This window comes from Actinocrinis sp., assembly GCF_035653575.1.
Taxonomy (GTDB): Bacteria; Actinomycetota; Actinomycetes; order Streptomycetales; family Catenulisporaceae; genus Actinocrinis.
In genome coordinates this window covers 1-24120 of sequence record NZ_DASRBQ010000159.1, presented here as the reverse complement: position 1 = coordinate 24120, position 24120 = coordinate 1, and the positions used below count along the sequence as shown (strand labels likewise).

Annotated in this window: 22 protein-coding genes, 2 tRNA genes, 1 other RNA gene and 1 pseudogene; 17 read left to right on the top strand and 9 right to left on the bottom strand. The window is 69.3% G+C overall.

Going from position 1 to position 24120, the window contains the following annotated elements:
* The first annotated feature begins 225 nt into the window (after positions 1–225).
* Positions 226–666 (top strand): nucleoside deaminase, encoded by a 441-nt coding sequence (locus VFA06_RS21565; protein WP_324842478.1) that lies wholly within the window; start codon positions 226–228, stop codon positions 664–666.
* A gap of 10 nt (positions 667–676) precedes the next feature.
* Positions 677–761 (top strand) — tRNA-Ser (locus VFA06_RS21560).
* Between the two features lie 45 nt (positions 762–806).
* Here the strand turns inward: VFA06_RS21560 and VFA06_RS21555 are convergent.
* The 4 genes from VFA06_RS21555 to VFA06_RS21540 form a co-directional block, all read right to left on the bottom strand.
* Positions 807–1202, bottom strand: coding sequence for a hypothetical protein (locus tag VFA06_RS21555; protein ID WP_324842477.1), 396 nt, complete (start codon positions 1200–1202; stop codon positions 807–809).
* A 10-nt stretch (positions 1203–1212) separates the two neighbouring features.
* Positions 1213–1728 (bottom strand): hypothetical protein, encoded by a 516-nt coding sequence (locus tag VFA06_RS21550; protein ID WP_324842476.1) that lies wholly within the window; start codon positions 1726–1728, stop codon positions 1213–1215.
* Between the two features lie 189 nt (positions 1729–1917).
* A complete protein-coding gene (locus VFA06_RS21545) occupies positions 1918–2439 on the bottom strand; it encodes a LytR C-terminal domain-containing protein (protein ID WP_324842475.1) in 522 nt (173 codons plus the stop codon).
* A 322-nt stretch (positions 2440–2761) separates the two neighbouring features.
* Positions 2762–3055: a type II toxin-antitoxin system VapB family antitoxin gene (locus VFA06_RS21540; protein WP_324842474.1), complete on the bottom strand. Its 294-nt coding sequence runs from the start codon at positions 3053–3055 to the stop codon at positions 2762–2764.
* A gap of 287 nt (positions 3056–3342) precedes the next feature.
* Between VFA06_RS21540 and VFA06_RS21535 the strand changes: the two genes are divergently transcribed.
* The gene (locus tag VFA06_RS21535; protein WP_324842473.1) at positions 3343–4503 is read left to right on the top strand and encodes an L-histidine N(alpha)-methyltransferase; all 1161 of its coding nucleotides are present in this window, start codon (positions 3343–3345) and stop codon (positions 4501–4503) included.
* Positions 4500–5144, top strand: coding sequence for a hypothetical protein (locus tag VFA06_RS21530; protein ID WP_324842472.1), 645 nt, complete (start codon positions 4500–4502; stop codon positions 5142–5144). The genes VFA06_RS21535 and VFA06_RS21530 overlap by 4 nt, the downstream gene beginning before the upstream one ends.
* A 117-nt stretch (positions 5145–5261) precedes the next feature.
* On the opposite strand, the gene VFA06_RS21525 is transcribed toward VFA06_RS21530, so the two are convergent.
* Positions 5262–5346: transfer RNA gene (locus VFA06_RS21525), tRNA-Ser, on the bottom strand.
* A gap of 95 nt (positions 5347–5441) precedes the next feature.
* On the opposite strand from VFA06_RS21525, the gene ffs reads away from it, so the two are divergent.
* The 9 genes and pseudogenes from ffs (at position 5442) to VFA06_RS21480 (ending at position 14497) form a co-directional block, all read left to right on the top strand.
* An RNA gene (gene ffs / locus VFA06_RS21520) (signal recognition particle sRNA small type) lies at positions 5442–5538 on the top strand.
* A gap of 95 nt (positions 5539–5633) precedes the next feature.
* Entirely contained in the window at positions 5634–7832 is a 2199-nt protein-coding gene (locus tag VFA06_RS21515; RefSeq protein WP_324842471.1) for a DNA polymerase III subunit gamma and tau, read from the top strand.
* Between the two features lie 210 nt (positions 7833–8042).
* Positions 8043–8360 carry a YbaB/EbfC family nucleoid-associated protein gene (locus tag VFA06_RS21510; RefSeq protein WP_324842470.1) on the top strand — a complete coding sequence of 106 codons (318 nt, stop codon included), beginning with the start codon at positions 8043–8045 and terminating at the stop codon, positions 8358–8360.
* Between the two features lie 85 nt (positions 8361–8445).
* Positions 8446–9057, top strand: a complete 612-nt coding sequence (gene recR / locus VFA06_RS21505) for a recombination mediator RecR (RefSeq protein WP_324842479.1) — start codon at positions 8446–8448, stop codon at positions 9055–9057.
* A pseudogene (locus VFA06_RS21500) lies at positions 9050–9637 on the top strand (DUF5063 domain-containing protein); the annotation flags it as partial. The gene recR and the pseudogene VFA06_RS21500, both read left to right, overlap by 8 nt.
* Positions 9638–9852: 215 nt before the next feature.
* A complete protein-coding gene (locus VFA06_RS21495; RefSeq protein WP_324842468.1) occupies positions 9853–11118 on the top strand; it encodes an aspartate kinase in 1266 nt (421 codons plus the stop codon).
* Positions 11115–12209 (top strand): aspartate-semialdehyde dehydrogenase, encoded by a 1095-nt coding sequence (locus tag VFA06_RS21490; RefSeq protein ID WP_324842467.1) that lies wholly within the window; start codon positions 11115–11117, stop codon positions 12207–12209. The genes VFA06_RS21495 and VFA06_RS21490 overlap by 4 nt, the downstream gene beginning before the upstream one ends.
* Before the next feature lie 195 nt (positions 12210–12404).
* Positions 12405–13061 carry a SigE family RNA polymerase sigma factor gene (locus tag VFA06_RS21485; RefSeq protein ID WP_324842466.1) on the top strand — a complete coding sequence of 219 codons (657 nt, stop codon included), beginning with the start codon at positions 12405–12407 and terminating at the stop codon, positions 13059–13061.
* A 173-nt stretch (positions 13062–13234) separates the two neighbouring features.
* Positions 13235–14497 (top strand): hypothetical protein, encoded by a 1263-nt coding sequence (locus VFA06_RS21480; RefSeq protein ID WP_324842465.1) that lies wholly within the window; start codon positions 13235–13237, stop codon positions 14495–14497.
* A 3-nt stretch (positions 14498–14500) separates the two neighbouring features.
* On the opposite strand, the gene VFA06_RS21475 is transcribed toward VFA06_RS21480, so the two are convergent.
* Entirely contained in the window at positions 14501–14992 is a 492-nt protein-coding gene (locus VFA06_RS21475) for a carboxymuconolactone decarboxylase family protein (protein ID WP_324842464.1), read from the bottom strand.
* A gap of 46 nt (positions 14993–15038) precedes the next feature.
* On the opposite strand from VFA06_RS21475, the gene VFA06_RS21470 reads away from it, so the two are divergent.
* The 3 genes from VFA06_RS21470 (at position 15039) to VFA06_RS21460 (ending at position 18549) form a co-directional block, all read left to right on the top strand.
* Complete coding sequence (locus tag VFA06_RS21470; RefSeq protein WP_324842463.1) at positions 15039–16481, top strand: PLP-dependent aminotransferase family protein; 1443 nt, start codon at positions 15039–15041, stop codon at positions 16479–16481.
* Positions 16482–16570: 89 nt separating this feature from the next.
* Entirely contained in the window at positions 16571–17878 is a 1308-nt protein-coding gene (locus tag VFA06_RS21465; RefSeq protein ID WP_324842462.1) for a glycoside hydrolase family 125 protein, read from the top strand.
* A gap of 131 nt (positions 17879–18009) precedes the next feature.
* The gene (locus VFA06_RS21460) at positions 18010–18549 is read left to right on the top strand and encodes a hypothetical protein (protein WP_324842461.1); all 540 of its coding nucleotides are present in this window, start codon (positions 18010–18012) and stop codon (positions 18547–18549) included.
* Between the two features lie 20 nt (positions 18550–18569).
* Here VFA06_RS21460 and VFA06_RS21455 read toward each other — a convergent pair whose 3' ends face one another.
* Both VFA06_RS21455 and VFA06_RS21450 read right to left on the bottom strand, forming a co-directional pair.
* Positions 18570–19409: an SAM-dependent methyltransferase gene (locus VFA06_RS21455; RefSeq protein ID WP_324842460.1), complete on the bottom strand. Its 840-nt coding sequence runs from the start codon at positions 19407–19409 to the stop codon at positions 18570–18572.
* A 192-nt stretch (positions 19410–19601) separates the two neighbouring features.
* Complete coding sequence (locus VFA06_RS21450; RefSeq protein ID WP_414639943.1) at positions 19602–21809, bottom strand: RICIN domain-containing protein; 2208 nt, start codon at positions 21807–21809, stop codon at positions 19602–19604.
* 317 nt (positions 21810–22126) lie between these two features.
* Between VFA06_RS21450 and VFA06_RS21445 the strand changes: the two genes are divergently transcribed.
* A complete protein-coding gene (locus VFA06_RS21445; RefSeq protein ID WP_324842458.1) occupies positions 22127–23161 on the top strand; it encodes a LacI family DNA-binding transcriptional regulator in 1035 nt (344 codons plus the stop codon).
* A 79-nt stretch (positions 23162–23240) separates the two neighbouring features.
* On the opposite strand, the gene VFA06_RS21440 is transcribed toward VFA06_RS21445, so the two are convergent.
* A partial coding sequence (locus tag VFA06_RS21440; protein WP_324842457.1) for a glycoside hydrolase family 11 protein occupies positions 23241–24120 on the bottom strand: 880 nt, incomplete at its 5' end.

Sequence of the window (24120 nt, the reverse complement as noted above, 5' to 3'; positions counted from 1 at the left end):
AGTCCCCCCAACTCACCCGCGCCCAGTCCCCCCAACTCACCCGCGCCCAGTCCCTCCAACTCACCCGCGCCCAGTCCCCTCGGCTCACCCGCGCCCGCCTCGCCTGCTGCCGTCCCCTATCCCCCCGCCCCGTCCTCGCCCGATTCGCCTCCCCCGTCCTCGCCAGCCGCCGCCGTTTCTCCGCCACCCCTCCCGCCCTGGCTGCGCGCCCGCTACGCCGCCTGGATGCGCGAAGCCCTCGCCGAGGCCGAACAGGCCCCGCACACCGGCGACGTGCCCATCGGAGCCGTAGTCATCGACGAGACCGGCCGCATCCTCGCCCGCGGCCGCAACATCCGCGAGGCGCACGCCGACCCGGTCGGCCACGCTGAGATCGTGGCTCTCCAGGGCGCGGCCCGAGCACGCGGCACATGGCGACTCGACGGCTGCACCCTCGTCGTCACCCTCGAACCCTGCGCGATGTGCGCCGGCGCCGCGGTCCTCGCCCGCGTGGACCGCATCGTCTTCGGCGCCTTCGACCCCAAGGCCGGCGCGGTCGGCTCCCTCTGGGACATCCCGCGCGACCAGCGGCTCAACCACCGCCCCGAAGTCGTCCCCGGCGTCCTGCCCGACGAGGCCGCCGCGCTGCTTGACTATTTTTTCGCGTCTGCACGGTCGGTCCGGTAAGCTTCTCCCCGGTGACGTGTCCGAGCGGCCTAAGGAGAACGCCTCGAAAGCGTTTGTGGTGCAAGCCACCGAGGGTTCAAATCCCTCCGTCACCGCTGACAAGGGCGGGAACCGGTAACTCCGGTTCCCGCCCTTCTGCTTCAGGACGAGTGACCGTTGTCGCCTTCGTCGCCGCCCGCGTCATGCCGCCCGTCCGCACCCTCGTCGCCGCCCCCGTCAGCACCTTCGCCCTCGCCGGCCGCTTCGAAGATGCGTAGTGAGACCTCGGGGTTCTGGTCCAGGAACCTGCTCACGGAGTCGTCCACGGTTTCGGGCTGTCCGGAGATGTGCACGCGGACCGTATCCGTGTGCACGACGTCCTCGCTCGAAACCGAAAGGCCTTCGAGCTCGAAGAAGCGCACGAGATGGGAATGCGCGGTCACGTTGACTTCCGCGATCAGATTCTTTCCGTGGATGACGTACGGATCGTCTTGGTCGGCCCGCAGATTCTTTCCATGATTGACGTAGATGTCGCGGCCTTCTGATGCTTCGGCCATGTGCACCTGCCTAGGTTGAAAGACTGGCGGCGAGGATGATGGCGACCTCGGCGCCGAGAAGGAATACCGCGACCTGGAAAAGCTTCACCCTGCTGTTGATCTTCCGCGAGTTCTCGCCCGCGCACTCGATCAGCCGCTTGACCATCTGCCGGTCGATCGGGCCGTCGGCGGGATTCTCGCAATCGAGCAGGAAGGCGCCGGCGTTCGGGCCGAAGGCGAAGTCGATCGGCCACATGATCACCACGTTCAGGGCCACGATCACGGCCAGGATCACCAGCAGCGCGATCGCCGCCCAGTTCGGGAAGGTGGTGCCCTTCGTCGGATCGATCTGGATGAAGCCGATCCCCGCCGCGAACGAGGTGATCAGCGCGGCGATGGTGAGCACGCCGCTGGACCGGTTCCGCAGATTTCCGAGAGTCGTGTCTTCCCTGGTCAATTCGTTCACGGCCGCGTCGTAGGCGAGCTTCATGCGCGCTTCGATCAGTTCGGCTTGAGTTTTCTCGGCCGTGCCGGACTCTTCCGCCATGCCCCTCGCCCCCTCCTCGGCCCGCCCCGGGCGTTCAGCTCACGTTCGCCTAGATTCAGCTTGAGCCGGATTTCCCGGCGGCGCAACCTCTGCGAAAGCCGCCGCAATCGCGCCACCTCTCAATCACCACGGCCCAAGTATTCGCAGCGATTCGCCTACTTGACATCCACGTAGGGCGCGAATTCGTGCTCAGCTCGCGCAGGAACTGCTCGCCTTCACCGGAGCCGCAGTCGCCGCTTTGAGCGCGGCTGACACTTGGTCAGGACTGGCCAGCGCGGTGAATCCGCTGCCGAGGACGAGATCGACAGTCCCATCGGTCCGCGTATCCGGCTTGAGCTGAGACCCGGCGACCTCAGCCGCGACGACACGCATCGCGGGCGTGCTCGCCGTTGCACCGCGGATCTGTGCGGAGACGGTCAGGTTGGCCTTCAACGGGTCGTTGGTGACCTTTCCGATCGCGAACCCGCGCTGCTTGAGTGTCGCGGCAGTGGCTGCGGCCAGACCTTGGCGGTCGGTCGCGTTGTAGACGTTCAGCTTGACCTGCCCCGCCGCTGGCAGCTTCGGCTCGACCTTGCGCGCGGCGGCGGCAGCGTTCGCCTTGTTCGCGCACGCGCTCGCCGCCGGAGCCTGCGAGGGGGAGCTGAACAAGGACACGACGCCGTACCCGCCCGCGGCGAGCAGTACCGCAGCGAGGGCAGCCGTTACGATCATGCGGCGCCGACGCTTCGTACGGCTGCGGAACGGCACGTACTCGTCCCCCGTACCGACGCGGAACTTCTTGCCGCCGATCTCCTTACCCGTTCGCGTGGCGGTACCGCGGCCTACCGCGCCTGTGCCAATTCCGGTGCCGGCGGAGGCTGATGCCGAAGGGGCAGGAGAGCTAGGAGCGAGGGCCGCAGCGGTATCCGGCACAGCGCTGACGCCCGGCGCTTGGTGCCGCTGGGCGCCTGTCGGCTCTTCCTCGGACGAGCTGGCTTGAGAGGGCGTCAGATCCATGCCCTGACGGTACCCGGGCAGCTACCGACGGTAATCTTCAATCAAGGTCGAGTACGCGCGCATGGAGTACAGTGCGCTGCTGCAGAGCCGCCCGCACCGCACGGTGCAGCCCGTCCTCCAGGAACAGCTCGCCGCGCCACTTCACCACGTGCGCGAACAGATCCCCGTAGAAGGTCGAGTCCTCGGACAGCAGGGCGTCGAGGTCCAGCTGGCGCCTGGTCGTGACCAGCTGATCCAGCCGAACCTGGCGTGGCGCGACCTCCGCCCAACCGCGCGACGAGCGTCCGTGGTCGGGATACGGGCGTCCGTCCCCAATCCGCTTGAAGATCACCCAAACAGCCTACCGTTTTGTGGCCTTCTCCTCCCTGTCGACGGCGCTCTCAGTTCCGCAACGTGTCACCCCGTGTCGCCCGCCTGTTGCGCCGCCCGACGTATCGGAGCTGCGGTCTGACAGTAGGACAACCGTTCGCCGACGCCGCTTCCGGCGTACCGCGAACCACACGAAAGAGGTCCCCAGGCGACTCCCGGCGAGCCGCGCCGCGACAGCGGTCGGGTGCGCTGAGGTCGCCGCTCTATATCAGCCGCCTTACCAGGACGCATAGTGCTAGGTTCGAGGTTATGGCTGTGTCCGCGTCCACCCATGACCTGATGTCGCGACTCGTCGCGGTGCTGAGGGAGCCCTCCGAGTTCTTCTGGAACCTGAGCCTGATGGGCGAGGACCAGGTAGCCATGCTGGCTCAGCTCGCAGGCGATCTGACGGCCCCTAAGTCGGTCACCGGGGACGGCAAGTTCTTCGACTCCGGCTTCGCCTACTGGGGGATCGAGCCCACCGTCGCGTGGATCCAGGCCTGCTCTGACCCCATGTATCCGGTGATGCGTAACAGCATCGAGTCCTTCCTGCCGCGCTGGGAACGCATCCAGGACAAGGTCACCGGCACGGCGATGCACTACGTCAGCCTCGGGCCCGGCGACGGGCACAAGGACAACGTGATCCTCAGCTCCCTGCAAAGCAGCGCCGGCGCGCTCTCGTACATCCCGGTCGACATGAGCGCCGAGATGCTCAGGATGTGCATACATGAGCCGCGCCGTACCCGATCGATCTCGCATGATCTGGTGCTGCCGATACAGCTCGACTTCGGCGACCCGGCCAACCTCTTCGCGCTCAAGTCGCTGCTCGGCAATCTCGCCGGAGCCGAGCCGATCCTTTACTCGCTGCTCGGCAACACGCTGTCCAACTTCCGCGACTACCAGACCCAGCTCGGTCTGCTCGCGCAGCTGCTGCGGCCCCAGGACCGGTTCGTGCTCGAACTGGCCACCACCCGGACCCTCGGCGACCGCGAGGTCGAGGCCGCGGCGGCCGAGTACCACCGCAGCGCCGCCTTCCGCACGTTCGCGACCAGTGCGCTGGTCAGCTACACGGACATCCCGTTCGACATGGACAGCGTGCACTTCGAGGCGAGCGTCGACAACGGCCGCGCCATCCTGATCAAGGTGATCTACCGCAACGAGACCGGCGCGAACATCAAGTTCAGCCTCGCGAACCGGCACCTGTTCACCTTCCCCGCGAACGACACGATTCGGCTGCACATAACCCGCAAGCACCTGCGCAGCAAGCTCGACGAGCTCATCCGGGCCAGCAACCTGGTCCAGGTGACCGCCGAGCAGCAGGACTTCAACCACCCGTCCAGCGCGCCCTTCGGCATGGACCTGATCCTGCTGAAGCGGGCCGAGGGCGACCACGTCAGCTCGGTGGTCGATGCGCTCTGGCCGCGGCGATGAGCACGCTCTTCTACCGCTTCGTCACGATTTTCTCGATCGTCGCGCTCCTGGTCGCGTTCGGTATCAGCGTGGCCGGGGCGGTGGTCTCCAACTCGACCAACAGGTACCAGCCGGCCGCCGAGATCTTCGCGTACTCGGCCGCGATCATCGGCATCTTCGCCGAGCGCCTGGCCCGCCAGAGCGAGGCACGCCAGCAGACCATCAGCTCGATCGCCGCGGAGCTGAAGGCAAACGAGGCGATCCTGCTCGACAAGGCGTTCGCGGTCGACGGAGCCAATGCCGGACGCCCCTACGTCTACCCGCGGCTGCGCATCTCAGCGGTCGAGGACGCATTCGCCAACACGCGGGTGTCCTTCCTCAACGACGCCGATCTGGTCGACCGGCTGCGGGAATGGCGCGACAAGGTCTCCGACTTCAACCGCCGCCTCGACATCACCGAACTTCGCGGCTTCACGGTCGCGGACGCCACCGAGCGCGGCGACATGCACCGCCGGCTGGTCCAGCAGAGCGGCTGGCTGGCCGAGCTACGCAGTGACCTGTCGCAGCTGAAGCATCAGCTGTGCGACCGCCACGAGCGCTACCTGCCCAAGCAGCACGACCACGTCGTCCTCGAGGTCGCAGAGGCGCCCGAGACTGCGTGAGACCGTGGAAGACCGCGTGAGACGTGACGCGCGCCCCGCCGACCTGCACGCCGCCGGCGCCGAAACGCAAAGGAACCCCTGACCACGGCTTGCCCGGTCAGGGGTTCCTTCGTTCAGCGGAGGATACGAGATTTGAACTCGTGAGGGGTTGCCCCCAACACGCTTTCCAAGCGTGCGCCCTAGGCCACTAGGCGAATCCTCCGCGGGCAAGCTTACCGGACGAACGCGGGTGCTTCGCCACACCATTGCGCCCTCGTGGGCCGGCTCGGGAGCTGCCCGCGATGGGCTATCCTTTTGGCGGACCCCTCGTGTGGCGTCACCCCGCTGAACCCCCCCAGGGCCGGAAGGCAGCAAGGGTAGGCAGGCTCTGGCGGGTGCGCGAGGGGTCTTTCGCTGCCCTCGCCCGTGCCGGTCGCGATCTCTGTGGTTTATCCACAGGTCGGCGCGAGGAGGCCGTTCGTGTGGGTGGGAACGACTACGCTCAGAGGCGTGTCACTCGCGCTATACCGTCGATATCGCCCCGAGACCTTCGAAGAGGTCATCGGGCAAGAGCACGTGACTCAGCCGCTCCAGCGGGCGCTGAGCAATCAGCGAGTGAATCACGCCTATCTCTTCAGCGGGCCGCGCGGGTGTGGGAAGACCACCAGCGCGCGGATCCTGGCCCGCTGCCTGAACTGTGAGCAGGGGCCCACGCCGACGCCGTGCGGAACCTGTAAGTCGTGCACCGACCTGGCCCGCGGCGGGCCGGGGTCGATCGACGTCATCGAGATCGACGCGGCCTCGCACGGCGGCGTGGACGACGCCCGCGACCTGCGCGAGCGGGCGTTCTTCGCGCCGGTCTCCGCCCGCTACAAGATCTACATCCTGGACGAGGCCCACATGGTCTCCCAGGCCGGCTTCAACGCCCTGCTCAAGGTCGTCGAGGAGCCGCCGCCGCACCTGAAGTTCATCTTCGCCACCACCGAGCCGGAGAAGGTCATCGGGACCATCCGCTCGCGTACGCACCACTACCCCTTCCGGCTCGTACCGCCGGGCGTTCTGCGCGACTACCTGGCGCAGGTCTGCGAGCGCGAGTCGGTGCGGGTGGACCCGGACGTGCTGCCGCTGGTGGTGCGGGCCGGCGCCGGTTCGGTGCGTGACTCGATGTCGGTACTCGACCAGCTGCTCGCGGGGGCCGGGCAGGACGGCGTCACCTACCAGATGGCGGTCGGGCTGCTCGGCTACACCGACGCGACGCTGCTGGACGAGGCGGTCTCGGCGTTCGCCGCGCGCGATGGCGCCGCCGCGTTCCAGGCCGTGGACCACGTGGTCGAGGGCGGGCACGATCCGCGGCGCTTCCTAGCGGACCTGCTGGAACGGCTGCGAGATCTCGTGATCCTCGCCGCTGTCCCGGACGCCGCGGAGAAGGGCCTGATCACGGCACCGGGGGATCAGCTGGCCCGGATGCGGGAGCAGGCCGCCGCCTTTGGGCCCAGCGAGCTGTCCCGGGCGGCCGACCTGGTCAACGCCGGGCTGTTGGAGATGCGCGGGGCGACGGCGCCACGGTTGCTGCTGGAACTGATCTGTGCCCGAGTCCTGCTGCCCAGCGCGGACGACCCGGTCCGGGGCGTCGCGGCGCGGCTCGACCGGCTTGAGCGCAGCGGTGTGGTGAGCGCGGTCAGTGACGTTTCGGCTGTCGGGATGCGGCCGGACAGTATGCCTGCGGAGCGGCCGCGGATGGCGGAGCCGGCGATGGGTGCGGTGGCCACATCCCACGGGGCGCCGGGGGCAGTGGCCGCTGGTGTGGGCGAGCCGGGGATTGTGGCGGCAGGGCAAGTACCCGCGGGGCCGGGGCAGCAGTCCGCGAATTCGGTGGACGGCGCGTTCACTCCGCCGTGGCGGAAGAGCGGCGCCGGTGCAGGCTCGGGCGCGGGCACGGCCGGGGGAGCTGGCGGTGTAGGCGAGGGAGCAGCGCCGGGAGCGGCATCTCAAGGAGCGACGCACGGATTACCGTCGCAGGGGGCGACGACCCCGGGAACGATGACGCAGAATGCGGTGCCGGGGCAGACCCGCGCGGCGGCCGCACCGCAGTCAGGGACGTCCGGCGGCGGGATGAACGAGGCGGCCTCGGTTCGGCAGCTGTGGCCGCAGGTGCTGGAAGCGGTGGCGCGGCGCAGCAAGGTCGCCTGGGTGATGCTGCAAAGCGTGCACGTGGTCGGCGTCGAGGGCAGGCTGCTCCAGCTCGGCTTCAGCAATCCCGGCCTGCGCGACAACTTCCACGGCTCGAACCGCGAGGAAACCCTGCGGGAAGCCTTGCGCGAGATCACCGGGACCGAGTGGAAGATCGACGCACTGGTCGACCCCTCGGCCGGAACGAACGCGCCGGGCCCCACGCCGAGCGTGGCGTTCCCGTCTTCGGCGCCGGCGCCGGTTGCGGCTCCCGCGGCCGCCGCGGGCCCGCCGCCGGCTTCGCCGTCGAGCCAGGGCGCCGGAGGCGGGCCCGACCAGGCGCCGGCGAGTTCTTCCGCGCCGCCCCCGTTCGCGCAACCCGCCGCACCCCCTCCCTTCGCGCAAGCTGCCACGCCTCCGGAGGAGGACGAACCCGACCCCGACGACGAGGACGTGGACGACGCCGGCCCGACCGCCCGAGACCTGCTGGTCCGCGAACTCGGCGCGACGGTGCTGGAAGAGAAATCCGACGCGGACTAAGGCCGCTCGGCGCCGGTCGCCTACACCACCTGCGCGACAAGCGCCGCGCGCGGACCGGAATTGCGTCATCTGTTCGTCAATCGGACAGCGCGTGGCCCCCGTCCGGCGCCCGAACCGCATAGGCTCGTTCCGTTACCGAAGACAGGCCGTCGCGTCACTCGACAGCTTCAAGCCGACAAGGAGCCCAAGGTGTTTCCGGACGGGTTCGACATGGGATCGCTCCTCCAGCAGGCGCAGCAGATGCAGCAGCAGATGGAGGAGGCGCAGCGCGCGCTCGGCGAGCGGAAGGTGACCGGCACGGCCGGCGGCGGCCTAGTCACCGCCACCGTCACCGGGCTCGGCGAGCTGGTCGATCTGAAGATCGCTCCCGAGGCGGCCGACCCGCAGGACACCGAGACGCTGGCCGACCTGGTCATCGCCGCGGTGCAGGCCGCCAACGAGGAGGCCGAGAAGCTGCAGAAGGACAAGCTCGGACCGCTCGGCGCGCTGGGCGGGATGGGCGGCGGCATGCCGGGACTCGGGTTTTGAGCGCAGCGGGAATGAGTAACACGAACACGGTGAACGGACGCGCGGCCGCCCGGCCCGACACGAGGCGCGGAGGGCGGTGCTCAACGTGTACGAAGGCGTCGTCCAGGACCTGATCGACGAACTCGGCCGGCTGCCCAACATCGGCCCGAAGAGCGCCCAACGCATCGCGTTCCACGTGCTCCAAGCCGATCCGGTGGACGTCAAACGACTGGCCGAGGTCCTGATCCGGGTCAAGGAGACGGTGCGCTTCTGCGAGGTCTGCGGCAACGTCGCCTCGGCCGAGCGCTGCCGGATCTGCCTCGACCCGCGCCGCGACCCGAGCGTGCTGTGCGTCGTCGAGGAACCCAAAGACGTGGTCGCGATCGAGCGCACCCGCGAGTTCCGCGGCCGCTACCACGTGCTCGGCGGGGCGATCTCGCCGATCGACGGCGTCGGCCCGGACGACCTGCGCATCAGAGAGCTGATGGCGCGGCTCGCCGACGGCAGCGTGACCGAGCTGATCCTGGCCACCGACCCCAATCTGGAGGGCGAGGCCACCGCGACTTATCTCGCCCGCCTGGTAAAGCCGCTCGCCGTGGACGGCGCGCTGCGCATCACCCGTCTCGCCTCGGGGCTGCCGGTCGGCGGGGACCTGGAATACGCCGACGAGGTCACCCTCGGCCGGGCCTTCGAAGGGAGAAGATCACTCGATGTCTGACACTACGCGCTCCGGCGCCGCGGGTACCGCCGCGGAGGAGCTGCCCGATCAGCACCCGGCCGTGCTGGACAGCGCCGCCGAGCTCGGCGAGTTCGCCGACCAGATCTCCGACCAGATCGAATCCTTCCTCGTGGTGGTGCGCGCCGTGGCCCGCGGCGACGCGACCGACTCCGCGGTGCCGATGTTGCTGCTCGAGGTCTCCCAGCTGCTGCTGGCCGGCGGCCGGCTCGGCGCCGTGCACGACGTGGTGCCCGAGGAGCGCTTCGAGGAGGACCCGGGCCCGGACCCGGACCTCGACGAGCTGCGCGAGAAGCTGGCCGCGCTGCTCGAACCCTGCGACAGCTACCGCGAGGTGTTCGACCCGCTGGCCGCGCAGCCCGAGCTGGAGCGGCGCCGGATCTCCGACGACATCGCCACCGCGGTCTCCGACCTCGCCCACGGCCTCGCGCACTACCGGGCCGGGCGCACCCTGGAGGCGCTGTGGTGGTGGCAGTTCTCGTACCTGACCGACTGGGGACCTGCCGCCTCGGCCGCGGTGCGCGCGCTGCAGTCGATCGTGGCCCGTTCGCGTCTTCAGGAGTAACGGCTGAGCGCAGCCGAGACCGATCGCGCCGCGGCCGGCCGTAACGCGAAAAACGACGGCCCCGGCGCTCGTGCACCACAGGATTTGAGACGCCGTCTCGGGATGTGAAAAGCCCTAGGTGGCGGCCGCCTGCTCGCTAAACTGGGCGGCGACCATGACTACGTGCTGGTCACGCCCTTCAACCAAGCCGATCCCAAGTCAGGAGCGCTAACGTGGGCCTGGTCGTGCAGAAGTACGGCGGTTCCTCCGTCGCCGACGCCGACTGCATCAAACGGGTCGCCAAGCGCATCGTCGACACCAAACGGGCCGGCAACGAGGTGGTCGTGGTGGTCTCCGCGATGGGAGACACCACCGACGAGCTGATCGACCTGGCCCAGCAGGTCTCCCCGCTGCCCGAGGGCCGCGAGCTGGACATGCTGCTGACCGCCGGCGAGCGGATCTCGATGGCGCTGCTGGCCATGGCCATCGGCACCCTCGGCTACGAGGCCCGCTCGTTCACCGGCAGCCAGGCCGGCGTGATCACCGACCGGGTGCACAACAAGGCGCGGATCATCGACGTGACCCCGGGCCGCATCCGCACCGCGCTGGACGAGGGCGCGATCGCGATCGTGGCCGGCTTCCAGGGCGTCTCGCAGGACACCAAGGACATCACCACCCTCGGCCGCGGCGGCTCGGATACCACCGCGGTGGCGCTCGCCGCCGCCCTGGACGCCGAGGTGTGCGAGATCTACACGGACGTGGACGGCGTGTATACCGCCGACCCGCGGCTCGTGCCCACCGCGCGTAAGCAGCACAACGTGCGGTACGAGGAGATGCTCGAACTGGCCGCGAGCGGTGCGAAGATCCTGCACCTGCGCTGCGTCGAGTACGCCCGCCGGTTCGACGTACCCATCCACGTGCGTTCCTCCTTCTCCGCGCTGGAGGGCACCTGGATCCGCAACAGCCTGGAAGGGGCCGAGATGGAGCAGGCGATCATCGCCGGCGTCGCGCACGACACCAGCGAGGCGAAGGTCACCGTGGTGGGGGTCCCGGACAAGCCGGGCGAGGCCGCCCGGATCTTCCGCGCGGTGGCCGACGCGGAGATCAACATCGACATGGTGGTGCAGAACGTCTCCGCCGCGGCGACCGGTCTGACCGACATCTCCTTCACGCTGCCCAAGAACGACGGAGCCAAGGCGGTCGCGGCGCTGTCCAAGGTCAAGCCGCTGATCGGCTTCGACTCGCTGGCCTACGACGACCAGATCGCCAAGGTCTCGCTGATCGGCGCCGGCATGAAGAGCCACCCCGGGGTTACCGCGGTGTTCTTCGAGGCGCTCTCCCAGGCCGGGGTCAACGCGGAGATGATCTCCACCAGCGAGATCCGCATCTCCGTGGTCTGCCGCGCGGACAACGTAAAGCCTGCCGTGCAGGCCATTCACACCGCCTTCGACCTCGACGCCGACGGCGAGGCCGTGGTCTACGGAGGGACCGGACGATGAGCAGCGCGAACGGCTTCGGCCGCAACCCCTACGCCGCCAACCTGCCCACCCTCGCGGTGGTCGGCGCCACCGGCGCTGTCGGCACGGTGATGCTCGACCTGCTCTCCACCCGCGAGAACGTGTGGGGCGAGATCCGGCTGATCGCCTCGGCCCGCTCGGCCGGCAAGCGGCTGACCGTGCGCGGCGAGCAGGTGGAGGTCGTGGCGCTGAGCGAAGAGGCCTTCGACGGGGTCGACGTCGCCATGTTCGACGTGCCCGACGAGGTCTCGGCCGAGTGGGGCCCGATCGCGGCGGCCAAGGGCGTCGTCGTGGTCGACAACTCCGGCGCGTTCCGGATGGACCCCGAGGTCCCGCTGGTGGTGCCCGAGGTGAACCCCGGCCAGGTGCGCAACCGGCCCAAGGGCATCATCTCGAACCCGAACTGCACCACGCTCTCCATGATCGTCGCGATGGGCGCGCTGCACGCCGAGTTCGGCCTGACCTCGCTGATCGTGGCCTCCTACCAGGCCGCCTCGGGCGCCGGGCAGTCCGGCATCGACACGCTGCGCGAGCAGCTGGCCAAGGTCGGCGGCTCCTCGACCCTCGGCTCGCAGCCCGGCGACCTGCGCCGCGCGGTCGGCGACCTCGGCCCGTTCCCCGCCCCGCTGGCGCTGAACGTGGTGCCGTGGGCCGGTTCGCTCAAGGACGGCGGCTGGTCCTCGGAGGAGCTGAAGGTCCGCAACGAGTCGCGCAAGATCCTCGGGCTGCCCAACCTCAAGGTCTCGGCGACCTGCGTGCGCGTCCCGGTGATCACCACGCACTCGCTGGCCGTGCACGCCGCCTTCGAGCGCGAGATCACCGTGGAGCAGGCCCGCGAGGCGCTGCGTGACGCGCCGGGGATAGTGCTGTGCGACGACCCGGCGAACGGCGAGTTCCCGACGCCCAACGACGTGGTGGGCACCGACCCGACCTGGGTCGGCCGGATCCGCTCCAGCCTGGACGACCCGCGCGAGATCGAGCTTTTCGTGTGCGGCGACAACCTGCGCAAGGGCGCCGCGCTGAACACGGCGCAGATCGCGGAGCTGGTCGCGAAAGAGTTCGCCCGCGCCTGAGCGGGGACGACGCGCGCTGACTGACGTCGGACGACATCACCCGCGCGGGGGTTTTTCCGGCGGAACCTCCCCGTGCGGCCCGTTCGGATGGGATCCTGCCCTTCGTGAAAACCCCCCGTACTCCGTCCACAGTTCCACTCGGATGGGGTACAACGCTGGAGGGGGTTCGAATGTCTAACTGCTGTGACTGCCACCATGATCGACCCGAGCTTGGACATAGCGGGCCGGCGCGCGAACGCCGGTCCGTTGTCCGCTCTGGTCGGCATGCCGGAAGCCACGAACACGCCGGACGTGCCCGTGTCGATCGATCCGCCCGAATCGCCGCCCGCCGTCGTGGGGGGCGCGGTGGCGACTGACGTCGATGTGACGGCCGATCTGCTGACGGACACCTATCAGACCCACTACGCGTCACTGCTGCGGCTGGCCGCCCTGCTCCTCGACGACCTCGGCTCCTGCGAGGACGTCGTCCAAGAGGCGTTCATCAGGGTCCACGCGGCCCGCAGCCGGGTCAGGGAGCCGGAGAAGCTGCTGGCCTATCTGCGGCAGACCGTGGTGAACCTCTCGCGCTCGACGCTGCGGCGGCGACTGATCGGCCTGCGGCTGCTGCCCAAGCCGATGCCCGACGCGGCCAGCGCGGAGGAGGGCGCCTACGACGTCCTGGAGCGTGACGCGCTGATCCAGGCGCTGCGCGGTCTGCAACGCAGGCAGCGTGAGGTGCTGGTGCTGCGTTACTACGCGGACATGACGGAGGCTCAGGTAGCCGCGGCGCTCGGCGTGTCGATCGGTTCAGTGAAGGCTTACGGCTCGCGCGGCATCGAGGCGCTGCGCGCCCGCATGGAGGAGCATCGATGAGCAAGGACGGCGTCGTCCCGCCGCAAGGTGGGCCATCGCGCCGCCCGGCCGGGGGGCCTGCGAACCATTCGGGGGCCGAAAGACCCCAGGGCCCGGCGGCGCGGCGGTACGGAGCGCAGGGCCACGCGACTTCGGAGCACACTTCCGAGCTGCTTGGCCCGGACGAGCAAGCTATGACCGGTCCCGTCGCGGATGAGGGCGGTGCGGGGGAGCATCAGGAGCAGCACGAGCGCGGCGCGGCCTGGCACGGTCCGGCCGGCACCGGTGGCGCGGTGGGTGGCCGCGGCGACCGCTTCGGCGAGAGCCCGGTCCAGCAGGCGGCGCTCAGCGAGGGCCTGCTTTCCGCGGCCGAACTCGATCTGGCGCAGGCGTTGCGGACCCGAGTGGCCGCCGTCGGCGCGTCCGGCCCTCCGCCCGGGGGCCTGGCCCGGATTCGGCGCAAGGCGCGCACCCGCCAGCGCAACCGCATGGTGCTCGCGGGCAGCGCGGGCGTGCTCATGCTCGCCATGGCGGTAACCATGGCCACCGGCGACCGTTTCGACATCGTGCCGACGCTCACCGGGGCGGTCGGCCTCGGCGGCGGCTCCGGTTCCGGCGGTTCGAGCGGCGGCGACGGTTCCTCGCAGGCCGCGACGGCCGCCAACGGCGGGCACGCGGTCTGGCCCACCGGCACCGGCGGCAAAACCGGGCTGGCCATCGGCCCGGTGGGCCCGGTAGTGGCCACGCCCTCCGCCGCCGCGGCCGCGAAGGTGCCGCTGTGCACCGCGGCGCTGCTCAAGACGGCGACCACCCTCGGACCCCTGGTGCACGGCATCGAATACGGGCACGTGGACGCGATCGCGCAGAGCCCGTGCGTGGTCGTCGGGCCGCCAGTGCTCACGGTCGCCAACGAGGCGGGCACGGCCGATTCCTCCGTGAACATCGTCAAGGAGGACGTGGCGCAGGCGCCACTGCTGCCGAACGTACCGACCTGGGGCACCGCGATGGTGCTCAAGGCCGGGCAGGCCTACCAGTTCCAGTTCGCCTGGGCCTCGGTGGCCTGCCCGCAGCCGGCGGTGACCCCGTCGCCGAGCCCGTCCGCGTCCCTGAGCTCCATGTACTACCTGGGCTACGCGGTCACCGGCACGACGCCGACGGCCGTGGTGACGCTGACCGCGAACTGCGGCGCGCAGGTCTATGTGACGGACATCTACGCTCCGGGAGCCTTCCCCCTGCCGAAGTCTCCCGCTCCGCCGCCGACCAGTGCCTCCTCGTCCTCGGCGGCTCCGCCGCCGGCGAGCCCGTCGCCGCAGACTTCCACGGTGACCACGTCGCCGCCGGACACGACCAGCCCCGCGCCGTCTGCCTCCTCCGCCGCCTCGAACTCCGGAACGGGGAGCGGCGGAGGAACCAGCAGCGGTACCGGCAGCGGGAACGCGACGGGCTCCTCCGGTTAGCCGTCAGCCGAGCGGCCACGGCCGCGCGGTGGCGCCCAGCCGGTTCCAGGTGTTGATCACGGCGATGGCCCAGATCAGCTCGGCGAGTTCGACCTCGCTGAACTGCGCCGCGGCGCGGTTGAACACCTCGTCGCTGACCTCGCCGTCGGTCAGTCGGGTGGCCGCCTCGGTCAGCTCCAGCGCGGCCCGCTCGCGTGCGGTGAAGAATGGCGTTTCCCGCCACACCGGCAGCGCGTACAGCCGCTGCTCGCTCTCGCCGCCCTTGCGCGCGTCGCTGGTGTGCATGTCCACGCAGTAGGCGCAGCCGTTGAGCTGCGAGGCCCGTGCGCGCACCAGTTCCAGCAGCGGCGCTTCCAGGGAGATCTTCCGGGCCGCCGCGTCCAGCGCGTACATGGCCTTGTTGATGTGCGGGACGAGTTCGTCCACCGCCAGCCGGACCGGCGGAACGACGCGCTCGGCGGACTGAGTGCTCTGAGCTGTGGTCTCTGTAGTCATGGCTCTACCGTATGGCCACAGTGGACCGGTGCTAAGGTCCAATATTGTGTCCGATTTCTGGTCCACTTTCGGGGTCGATCTCCATGTCGACGTCGATCCGGCGTCCGGCCGACGCTCCGGGCTTGAGCACGCCCTGCGTGACGCCGTCCGCTCCGGCCGCCTCTCGCCGGGCGCGCGTCTGCCCTCAACACGAGCGCTCGCCGCCGAACTCGGCCTCGCCCGGGGAACCGTCAGCGCCGCGTACGACCAACTCGTCGCCGAGGGCTACTTCGTCGCCCGCCAAGGCTCGGGCACCGAGGTAGCCGACCTCGCGCAGCGCCCGCCAGAGGTCGCCGACGCCGCGGTCACGCGCCCGATCCCCCTGCACGACCTGCGTCCTGGCAGCCCTGACGTGTCGACCTTTCCCACGACTGCCTGGCTTCGGTCAGTGCGCCGCGCGCTTAACGCAGCACCTGCGGATGTATACGGGTACGGCGACACCCGTGGCCGGATCGAATTGCGTACCGCGCTCGCCGAATACCTGGGCCGAGCCCGCGGTGTGCTCGCCGACCCGGCGCAAATCGTTATCACGTCCGGCTATGTACAGGCGCTCTCGCTATTCGCTGGCGTGCTTCATCGCAGCGGTGTGGCGACGGTAGCGATGGAGGATCCCGGCGGTCCGCCCATGTACCGCGAGGTGGTCCGTCGAAGCGGGCTGAACATCGCCGCCTTGCCGGTCGATGAGCGGGGAGCGCGCACCGAACTGCTCGTCCAGCGTGCGTTGCCAGACGTAGGCGCGGTCATCGTCACGCCCGCGCACCAGTACCCGGTCGGCGCTACCCTCCACCCCGCGCGGCGCAGAACGCTGATCGAGTGGGCGCGCGCCGGCGGCGGCCTCATCATCGAGGACGACTACGACGGTGAGTTCCGCTACGACCGCCAACCGGTAGGCGCCCTGCAGGGAACCGCGCCAGATCACGTCGTGTATGTCGGCACGGCCTCGAAAACCCTCGCGCCGGGATTGCGACTTTCCTGGGTCGTGCTCCCGCGCCGCCTCGTCGAGCCGTTCGCCGACGCCAAGGTGCACGCCGACCACGGAACCGAAGCGCTGGGCCAGCTGGCGCTCGCCGACCTGATCACCGGCCACGCCTACGACCGGCACGTGCGCGGCGTGCGCCTGCGATACCGCCATCGCAGAGACCTGCTGGTGCAGCGCCTCGACTCGCGACCCGCGAACCCGGCGCACGGCTTCGCTCTGCACGGAATCGCGGCAGGCCTGCACGCCCTGATCAGTCTGCCGGGCTCGGGTCCGGACGAAGCGGAGCTGCTGGCCCGGGCCGCGTCGCGCGGCATCGCGGTCGGCAGCCTCGGCGAGCATTGGCACGGCGGCGACGGCCCGCGCATGCAAGGCTTGATCGTCGGCTACGGTACGCCGACTGAGCGCGCCTATCCCGCCGCGCTTGACGCACTCGCACACCTGCTGGGCATAGCCTCGCGACGTGCGCACTAGAGCTGTCCGCGCCGTGCCGCGCCGCGTCCCGCCCCGGCCTGCCCCGACCCCACCCCCGCCCCTCCGAGCTCGAAAGGCAGAGGTCCGCTTTGACCGATCCGGCCTTCGACCTCGCGGCCGTCGAGCAGCGCATCAGTACTCTCATCGCCGACGAGCAGGCGACGCAGATCGTGCTGCGCTTCTTCGCCGAGCTCCAGAGCCGCACGGCGCGCCGGCTCGCCGACGGCACCGTGTTCCTGATCACCGGCGACATTCCGGCGATGTGGCTGCGGGACTCAGCCGCGCAACTCATGCCGCTCCTGCGCATCGGCGCGGGCCCTCAAGCCGAGGACTTCGCCATCGCGGTACTCCGGCGGCAGCTGGAATACGTCCTGCTCGACCCTTACGCCAACGCGTTCAACCCCGAGCCAAACGGAGCCGGGCACCGTAAGGACGTCGCCGAGGTCCGACGCAGCGCGTGGGTATGGGAGCGCAAGTACGAGGTCGACTCGCTCTGCTATCCGTTGCTGCTGGCCTACCGCGTCTGGCGGCGTTACGGCCGTGCGGACATCTTCGACGCGCGATTCTGGCAGGCGGTCGGCCGGACCCTCGAACTCTGGGAAACCGAGCAGGATCATGAAAACAAGTCGCGCTATCGCTTCCGCCGCAGGCCCGTCCTACGTCGCAGCACTCTGGCGCGCGGCGGCCGGGGACCTGAAGTCGCCGTCACCGGAATGACGTGGAGCGGATTTCGCCCGAGCGACGACGCGTCGCGCTACGGCTACAACGTGCCCGGCAATCTGTTCGCGTCCGTGGTCCTCGGCCGGATCAGCGAAATCGCCGAGGCACCCGCGCTCGCGCTCGCCCCTGACCCGCACCTGATCGCCCGCGCCAAGCGGCTACGAGCCGAGATCGACGCCGGGATCCGTGCCCACGCGGTGATCGACGACCCCGACACCGGGCCGCGCTGGGCCTACGAGGTCGACGGCCGTGGCGGCGTCCTGGAGATGGATGACGCGAACATCCCCAGCCTGCTCGCCCTCCCGCTGATCGGCTATTGCCGCGCCGACGACCCGGTTTACCGCGCGACGCGCACCTTCGTCCTGAGCGAGCGCAATCCGTTCTTCTACCGCGGCTCGGCGGCCTCAGGCGTCGGTAGTCCGCACACGCCGCGCCGCCACGCCTGGCCGATCGCCATCGCGGCAGCGGGCCTCACCAGCAGCGATCCCGCCGACAAGCGCGCCGTGATCGACACGCTGCTGGCCACTCACGCCGGTACGACGCGCATCCACGAGTCCTTTCATGTCGACCGGCCGACATCGTGGACCCGCGGCTGGTTCTCCTGGGCTGAGGCCATGTTCTGCGAACTCGTCCTCGACTACTGCGGCTACCGGCACCCGGACGTGGAGCCGGCGTGAAATGTAGAGCCGGCGTGAACTGCTGTCAGCCGGCCCCGGCCGCGACGCCCTGAGGCGTCGCTCCGGCGAAACCGTGGCATGCACTGGCCGAATCCGGGCGCGTCGCTTCCGGCGCGTGGTCTACTTCAGCGATGAACCTGGCGGTGCAAGTGTTCATCGACCGCGAAGACGGCGAGCGGGACCTGTTCGACCCGCCGACTGCCGCGGACGGCGAGGCCGGCTACGACTCGTGGCGTGACACGGTCTGGGGCTCGCGACAGGCACGTGCGCTCGGCGCCGAACTCCTCCCGAAGCTCGCGGACGGTGACCTGTACGTCGAGCCGGGCGAGGTCGAGGAACTCTTGCGAGAATGCGCCGTGCTGCGCGACAACCTAGACAGTCTCGTGCCCGGCATGGATGCGCTCGACCCGCGTCCGGCCGGTCGTCTGGTGACCACGGGCACCCAGGTCAGGTTCGAGTCCGGCGACACGGCCGCGGACTTCCGGCAGACAGTCGCCGATCGCCTGGCCAACATCGTGGCCGCCGCGAGATACGCGCTGATCGTGGGTGGCGGCGTCGCCATTTCCACGGCGCCCTCGTCGAGTTCCGACTCCTCGGATGACGCACCGCCTCACACACCAGACGCGAACGCCGAGCAGTCCCAGTCCGCAGTCGATCCTCGGTCCCTCTGATCCTTCAGCGCCCGCATTCCCTACGAACGCTTGATCCCCATGCCCGCATACCCGGCGCGCGGACTGGTCGCATCCGCAACGGCGGCGTCCGCAGACGCCTGGCCCGGCTCTGGATGCCACTCAGGAACCCACACCACGCCGGGCTCCACCAGCTCGAAGCCCTCGAAGAGGGCCTGCACCTCGTCACGAGTGCGCAGGCTTACCGAGCCGACTTCGCGTTCGTACATCTTCCGTGCCGTCTGCAAGTGGCTGGTCGGCATGCCTTCCGTCTCGCGGCTCCCGTGCGCGATGACCAGCGCGCTGCCCGGGGCGAGCGCGTCGCGATAGGCGGCGAGAATCCCGCGCGGGTCGTCCGAATCGGACACGAAGTGCAGCACCATCACCATCAGCAGCGCGATCGGCTGGTCGAAATCGAGCAGCCCGCGCAGCTCCGGCGAGGCGAGCACCCGCGCCGGGTCCCGAAGATCGGCCTGAACCGCCGTGGTCTGCTTGTCGCCGGCAAGGATCTGCCGGGTGTGCGCCACCGCGACCGGATCGATGTCCACATACGCGACCCGCGCGCCCGACGTCGCCTGCCGCGCCACCTCGTGCACGTTGCCGACCGTCGGAATGCCGGACCCCAGATCGATGAACTGGGTGATCCCGGCCCGGACGCAGTGCTCGACCGCGCGGCGCAGGAAGGCGCGGCTGAGCCTTGCCATCTGCGGACCTTCGGGCATCAGCTCCAGGGTCTTGCGCGCCACCTCGCGATCGATGGCGAAGTTGTGCGAACCGCCGAGGAACCAGTCCCAGATCCTGGCTACGCTCGGCTGGTCGATCGCCACATCGCCGGGTGCCCACACGGGCCGGTCCGTCGCCATGATCGCTTCAGCCTCCCTCTTGACGCCCTTATGCGCTCAAGCGCTCGGGCCCTCAAGCGCGGCTGATTACCGCGGTAGGCGCCAGCATAGGCGGGCCGCCGTCAGCAAGCTGCGCCCCACCCTGCCATTCGCGGAGTGGGGCGCGGGCTCGTTAGTGCGTTACTCGGTCATCGCCGGCGTTACGGTCCAGCGTTACGGTCCGGAGGTCAGGAACGTCACCGTGTTGCCCGAGTTCACGGAGCCGCCCGAGTTGTTGATGACGTGACTGATCGTTCCGGTACCGCCGAGCGAGACGGTCACCATGTCGTGGAACGACGAGCCGCTGCTCGGCACCTCGATGGCGCGGTCGGCCACCACGCTCGAGTTGGTGCTGAAGTAGCAGTACACGCCGAGCCCCCACGCCTGGTGCGAGGTGACCGAGTTCGAGACCTTGTACGACGGATAGCCGTTCTCTCCGCCGGGCGTCCAGCTGCCGTTGTTCGGCACGTCGTACGGCATCTCCGACTGGTAGAAGTACGTCCGGCCGCCGTTGCCGTTCCACAGGGTCTGATACTGCTGGTAGTGCTCGACCGCGAGACCGTACATGGTCACGTTCGCGCCGTTGACGACCAGGCCGTTGGCCGCCGGGTTCGTCGTCCAGCCCACCGTGCCGCCGTTGCCGTGGTCGGCCCGCCAGATCCAGTTGTCGTCGCCGATGGTGTTGGCGCTGTTGACCACGAGCGACTGGGTCGCCCGGCCGGCCACGTCGCCGCCGACCCGGAAGAACACGTCCTGCAGCTCGATCGGGTCGCTCGCGTGGCTGGCCGAGGAGCCCGCCGGGCCGATCTGCACCAGCGTCTGGCTGTTCGTGGTGCCCGCGCTGATCAATAGGCCGGCGATGTCGATGCCGTTCACGTCGGCCGTGGTGATCGCGGCGACGCCGTTCTGCGGCATCAGCGTGGCCAGGCCGAGGCCGAGCACGACGGTGTCCGGGCGGGTGATGTTGAGCGGCGCGGACAGCTGGTAGACGCCCGGGGTGAACAGCAGGTTCAGGCCCGAGGCGAGGGCGTTGTTGATCGTTGTCGAAGTGTCGCCGGACTTGACGACGTAGAACTGCGAGATCGGGATCGAGGTGCCCGCCGTCGAGCCGCCGGTCCAGTCGGGGCCGACCGCGTTGGTGCGCAGCGACGGCACCATCACGTTGTAGAGCCCTGACGAGTCGACGTACAGGTACGGCTTCTCACGCATCGTCGGCGAGGAGGAGACGGTCGTGTACGTCGGGAAGGACTGGCCCGGCGCGCCGTTGTCGCCGACGAAAACCATGTTCCAGTTCGAACCCGCCCAGCTGCCCATCGACGTGTCCTGCGTCAGGTACTGCTGCTGCGTGCCCGAGTTGATCTGCCCGGAGATGCGGGAGTCGCCGATGTAGCCGCCGGAGGACCAGTTGCTGCTGTTGTTGCCCGAGGTGTAGTCGTCGAGCGTCATGTTGCCGTGCACGTCGACCCGGCGGAACGGGTCGGCCTGCGAGACGGCCCACTCCAGCGTGCCTGAGCTCGGCGTGTCGGAGAGGTTCTCCACGTCACGCCAGAAGTTCTGCGTCGCGTTGCCGCCGGACCAGGCCGCGTCCACGTGGATGCCGCCGCCGGTCAGCGACACGTCGTCCGGCGACGCGCCAAGGCCGGCGACCTGCGTGTAGAAGCCGACCGGGACGTCGACGTTGTAGCTGCCCGGCATGAACAGCATCGCGTACCGGTTCGTGCCGAACTGGTTGCTCTGCTGCGAGCTGTAGATCGAGTTGATGGTCGACTGGATCGACGAGGACGACATCGACGGCGTGAAGATCTTCACGTTCGGGCCGAGGTCCGGGTTGCCCGGGTTGGGGCTGCCGGTGGGGCTCGGTGAGCTGGTAGAGCCGCCGACCACGTTGAGCGCGAAGGACTGGGCGCCCGTGCCGTTGCAGGTGTACTGCTGCAGCTGAACGCTGTCGGCTGTCGAGGCGCCCGGCGTGTCCAGGCATAGGCCGCTGTAGTGGTTCACGAAGTGATAGTCACCGTTGCTTTCCTGCACCGGCTGCCACTCCTGGCTGCTCCAGCCACCATCCGACCACAGGTGGATCAGTGCGCCGCTCGACGTCGAGGGCCCGTCCACATCGATCGCCGGCTGTGCGCCGTTGGAGTTGACGATCACGTAGTAGCCCGAGTCGGCGGCCGTCCGCAGCTGCCACTGCTGCGCGCCGGTGCCGTTGCACGTGTACTGCTGTACCGCCGTGCCGTTCGCGGTGGACGCCGCGGCCGCGTCGACGCACTTGCCGCTGTTGGCGTTCACGAAGGTGTACCAGGCGCTGGTGGAGACGGCCGCGCTCGCGCTGAGCATGGTGACCGTCGTGATCCCGGCGGCGACCACAGTCGCCGCCGCGCCCATGGCGACGACCCGGCGCAGGTCGCGCGGGCGCCGTATCAAGCGTTTCAAAGCATCCTCCTCGGAGGAGTGGGCAGTCGCATGTTGAAACAAACGTTGTATGAAACGAGTGCCTTGCGACGCTGGCCGCAATCCTCAGCGCTGTATTGCCGACAGGCGGCCCTACAGGGCGGATAGCTGTGAAACGTGGCCTGCAACAGGCGTTGCGGGAAGGAAAGCAGTCTGCCTAGATGGTGTCAAGCCGACGGCGAACGCGGGGAGCATTCCCGCACGTCATCGCATCGCCTATGCTCTGACTGTGACAAACCCGGGTGTTGCAGATGGCTAGCCCTGGCACAGGCGTCGGCGACGGCCGCGCCACAGTCCGCGCGCTCGCCGCGCACCTCGGGGTATCGGCCGCCACCGTCTCGCGCGCGCTCAACGGGCACGCCTATGTCTCCGAGACGACCCGTCGCCGGGTGCAGGAAGCCGTCGAGCAGCTGAGCGGCCAGGCTCCGCAACCCAGGCCCCGGCCCCGCACCCAAGGCATGGTCTTCGTGCGCTGCCCGTATGAGCTGACCGACTACTTCGGGCCGATCGTGTCCTCGATCGCTGAGACGCTGCGGCTACACGGACGCGAAATGCTGCTCGACGCGGGCGGCGCCGGCTACCACGACACGGTGCTGCGCCGGCTGCCCTCGCGGCGGGACGTCGCCGGAGCCGTGTTGATCCTCCCGCCCGAAGACGTGACCGAACTGGAGTCGCTGCGCTCGTCGGGCACCCCGTTCATCGTGATCGATCCGCGCGTGCGCGTACCCAAAGACATGCTGGCCGTCTCCGCCGCCAATTTCGCCGGTGCACGGGACGCGACCGCCCACCTCACCGCGCTGGGCCACCGCCGCATCGGCGTCATCTCGGTCGCCCCCGCCCTCGCTGCCGGAGAGGCGCGTATGGCCGGGCACGCCTCCGCGCTCGCGCAGGTGGGCGAGCTCATCGATCCCGAACTGATCCGGTCCGGCGAACCGGTGACCCCCACCGGCGAGAAACTCGGCGGCGAGCTGCTCGACCTGCCGCAGCGGCCGACGGCCATCATCTGCTTCAACGACAAGGTGGCCGTGGGCGTGCTGCAAGCCGCGGCGGATCGGCGGTTGAACGTGCCCGGCGATCTCTCTGTCGTCGGCTTCGACGACATCGACGTCAGCCGCTCGACGACACCCAAGCTGACCACGGTCCGTCAGCCACTGCAGGAAATGGGGCGCATGGCCGTCACGGCACTGATGCGCGTGCTCGACGGACACCAGGCCGAGGCCCTGCACATCGAATTGGCTACCGAACTCGTCGTCCGCGACAGTACCGCCCCCGCGCCGACTCGCTGAGCCGCTGCGCGCGCACGCCGCAGTGCGGCGGATGGGGGAGCATCCGCCGCACCACGTGATCACCTGCGGGTCCTGAGAGCTAACTTGTACTACACGACACGCTTGGCCAGGTCCATTGACCATTCGTTGCGATCGTCACACCGAAGTTGTTGCCGCTGCCGTTGGGTTTGGCGACCATCACGTACTGGCTCGGCCAGGTGGCGCTGACATTCCAGGTGTTGTAAACCACCGCGGGCGCGACGAGGTTCATCGTCACGGTCCAGGTGTTGGAGCCCGAAACCGAGACGTTGAGGTTGTACCAGTTGTTCCCGACCGTGCCGGCCGACAGCGTCGCGGTGCAGCCACCACTGCCGCCGCCTCCGCCTCCGCCGCCCCCACCGCCGCCTCCGCCACTGGTGCTGTGGCTCACGGTGATGCTGTCGTTGCCGCTGCCGCCGCCCCAGGCCTCGGTCGCCAGGATCTGGTAGTTGAGCGAGCCGAGGTTCATCCCGTGGCTGGCCCAGGCGTTGAAGAAGTTCTGCGTGGTGATGGTGCCGCTGGTGGTGTTTCCCTGCCGGATCGCCAGGTACTGCTCGAAGGTGCAGCTGTTGCCGGTGATGCAGGGCTGGTTGACCTGCTGGTGCTCGTAGAGGTTGTAGGTGGCGCCGTCGCTGGTCGTGGTGCCCATGAAGCTGCCCAGCGAGGGGCCGCCGCCCTGGTCGTCCTCGATCACGTAGTACTCGACCAGCGGGTTGGTCGACCAGCCGTAGAGCGACACCAGGGCGGTGCCGCCGGAGGCGTTGAGGTTGCCGCTGAAGGTGACCGTCTGGTTGCTGCCGGGGTTCCAGCCGACGCCGGCGACGAAGTCACCGACGCCGCTCCACGAGGTGGAGTAGCTGTTGCTGGAGTTCAGCGTGATGCAGGCCGAGCCTTGGCCGTTGGTCCACATCTGGTAGTACATGCCGCCGTTGTTGCCGGTC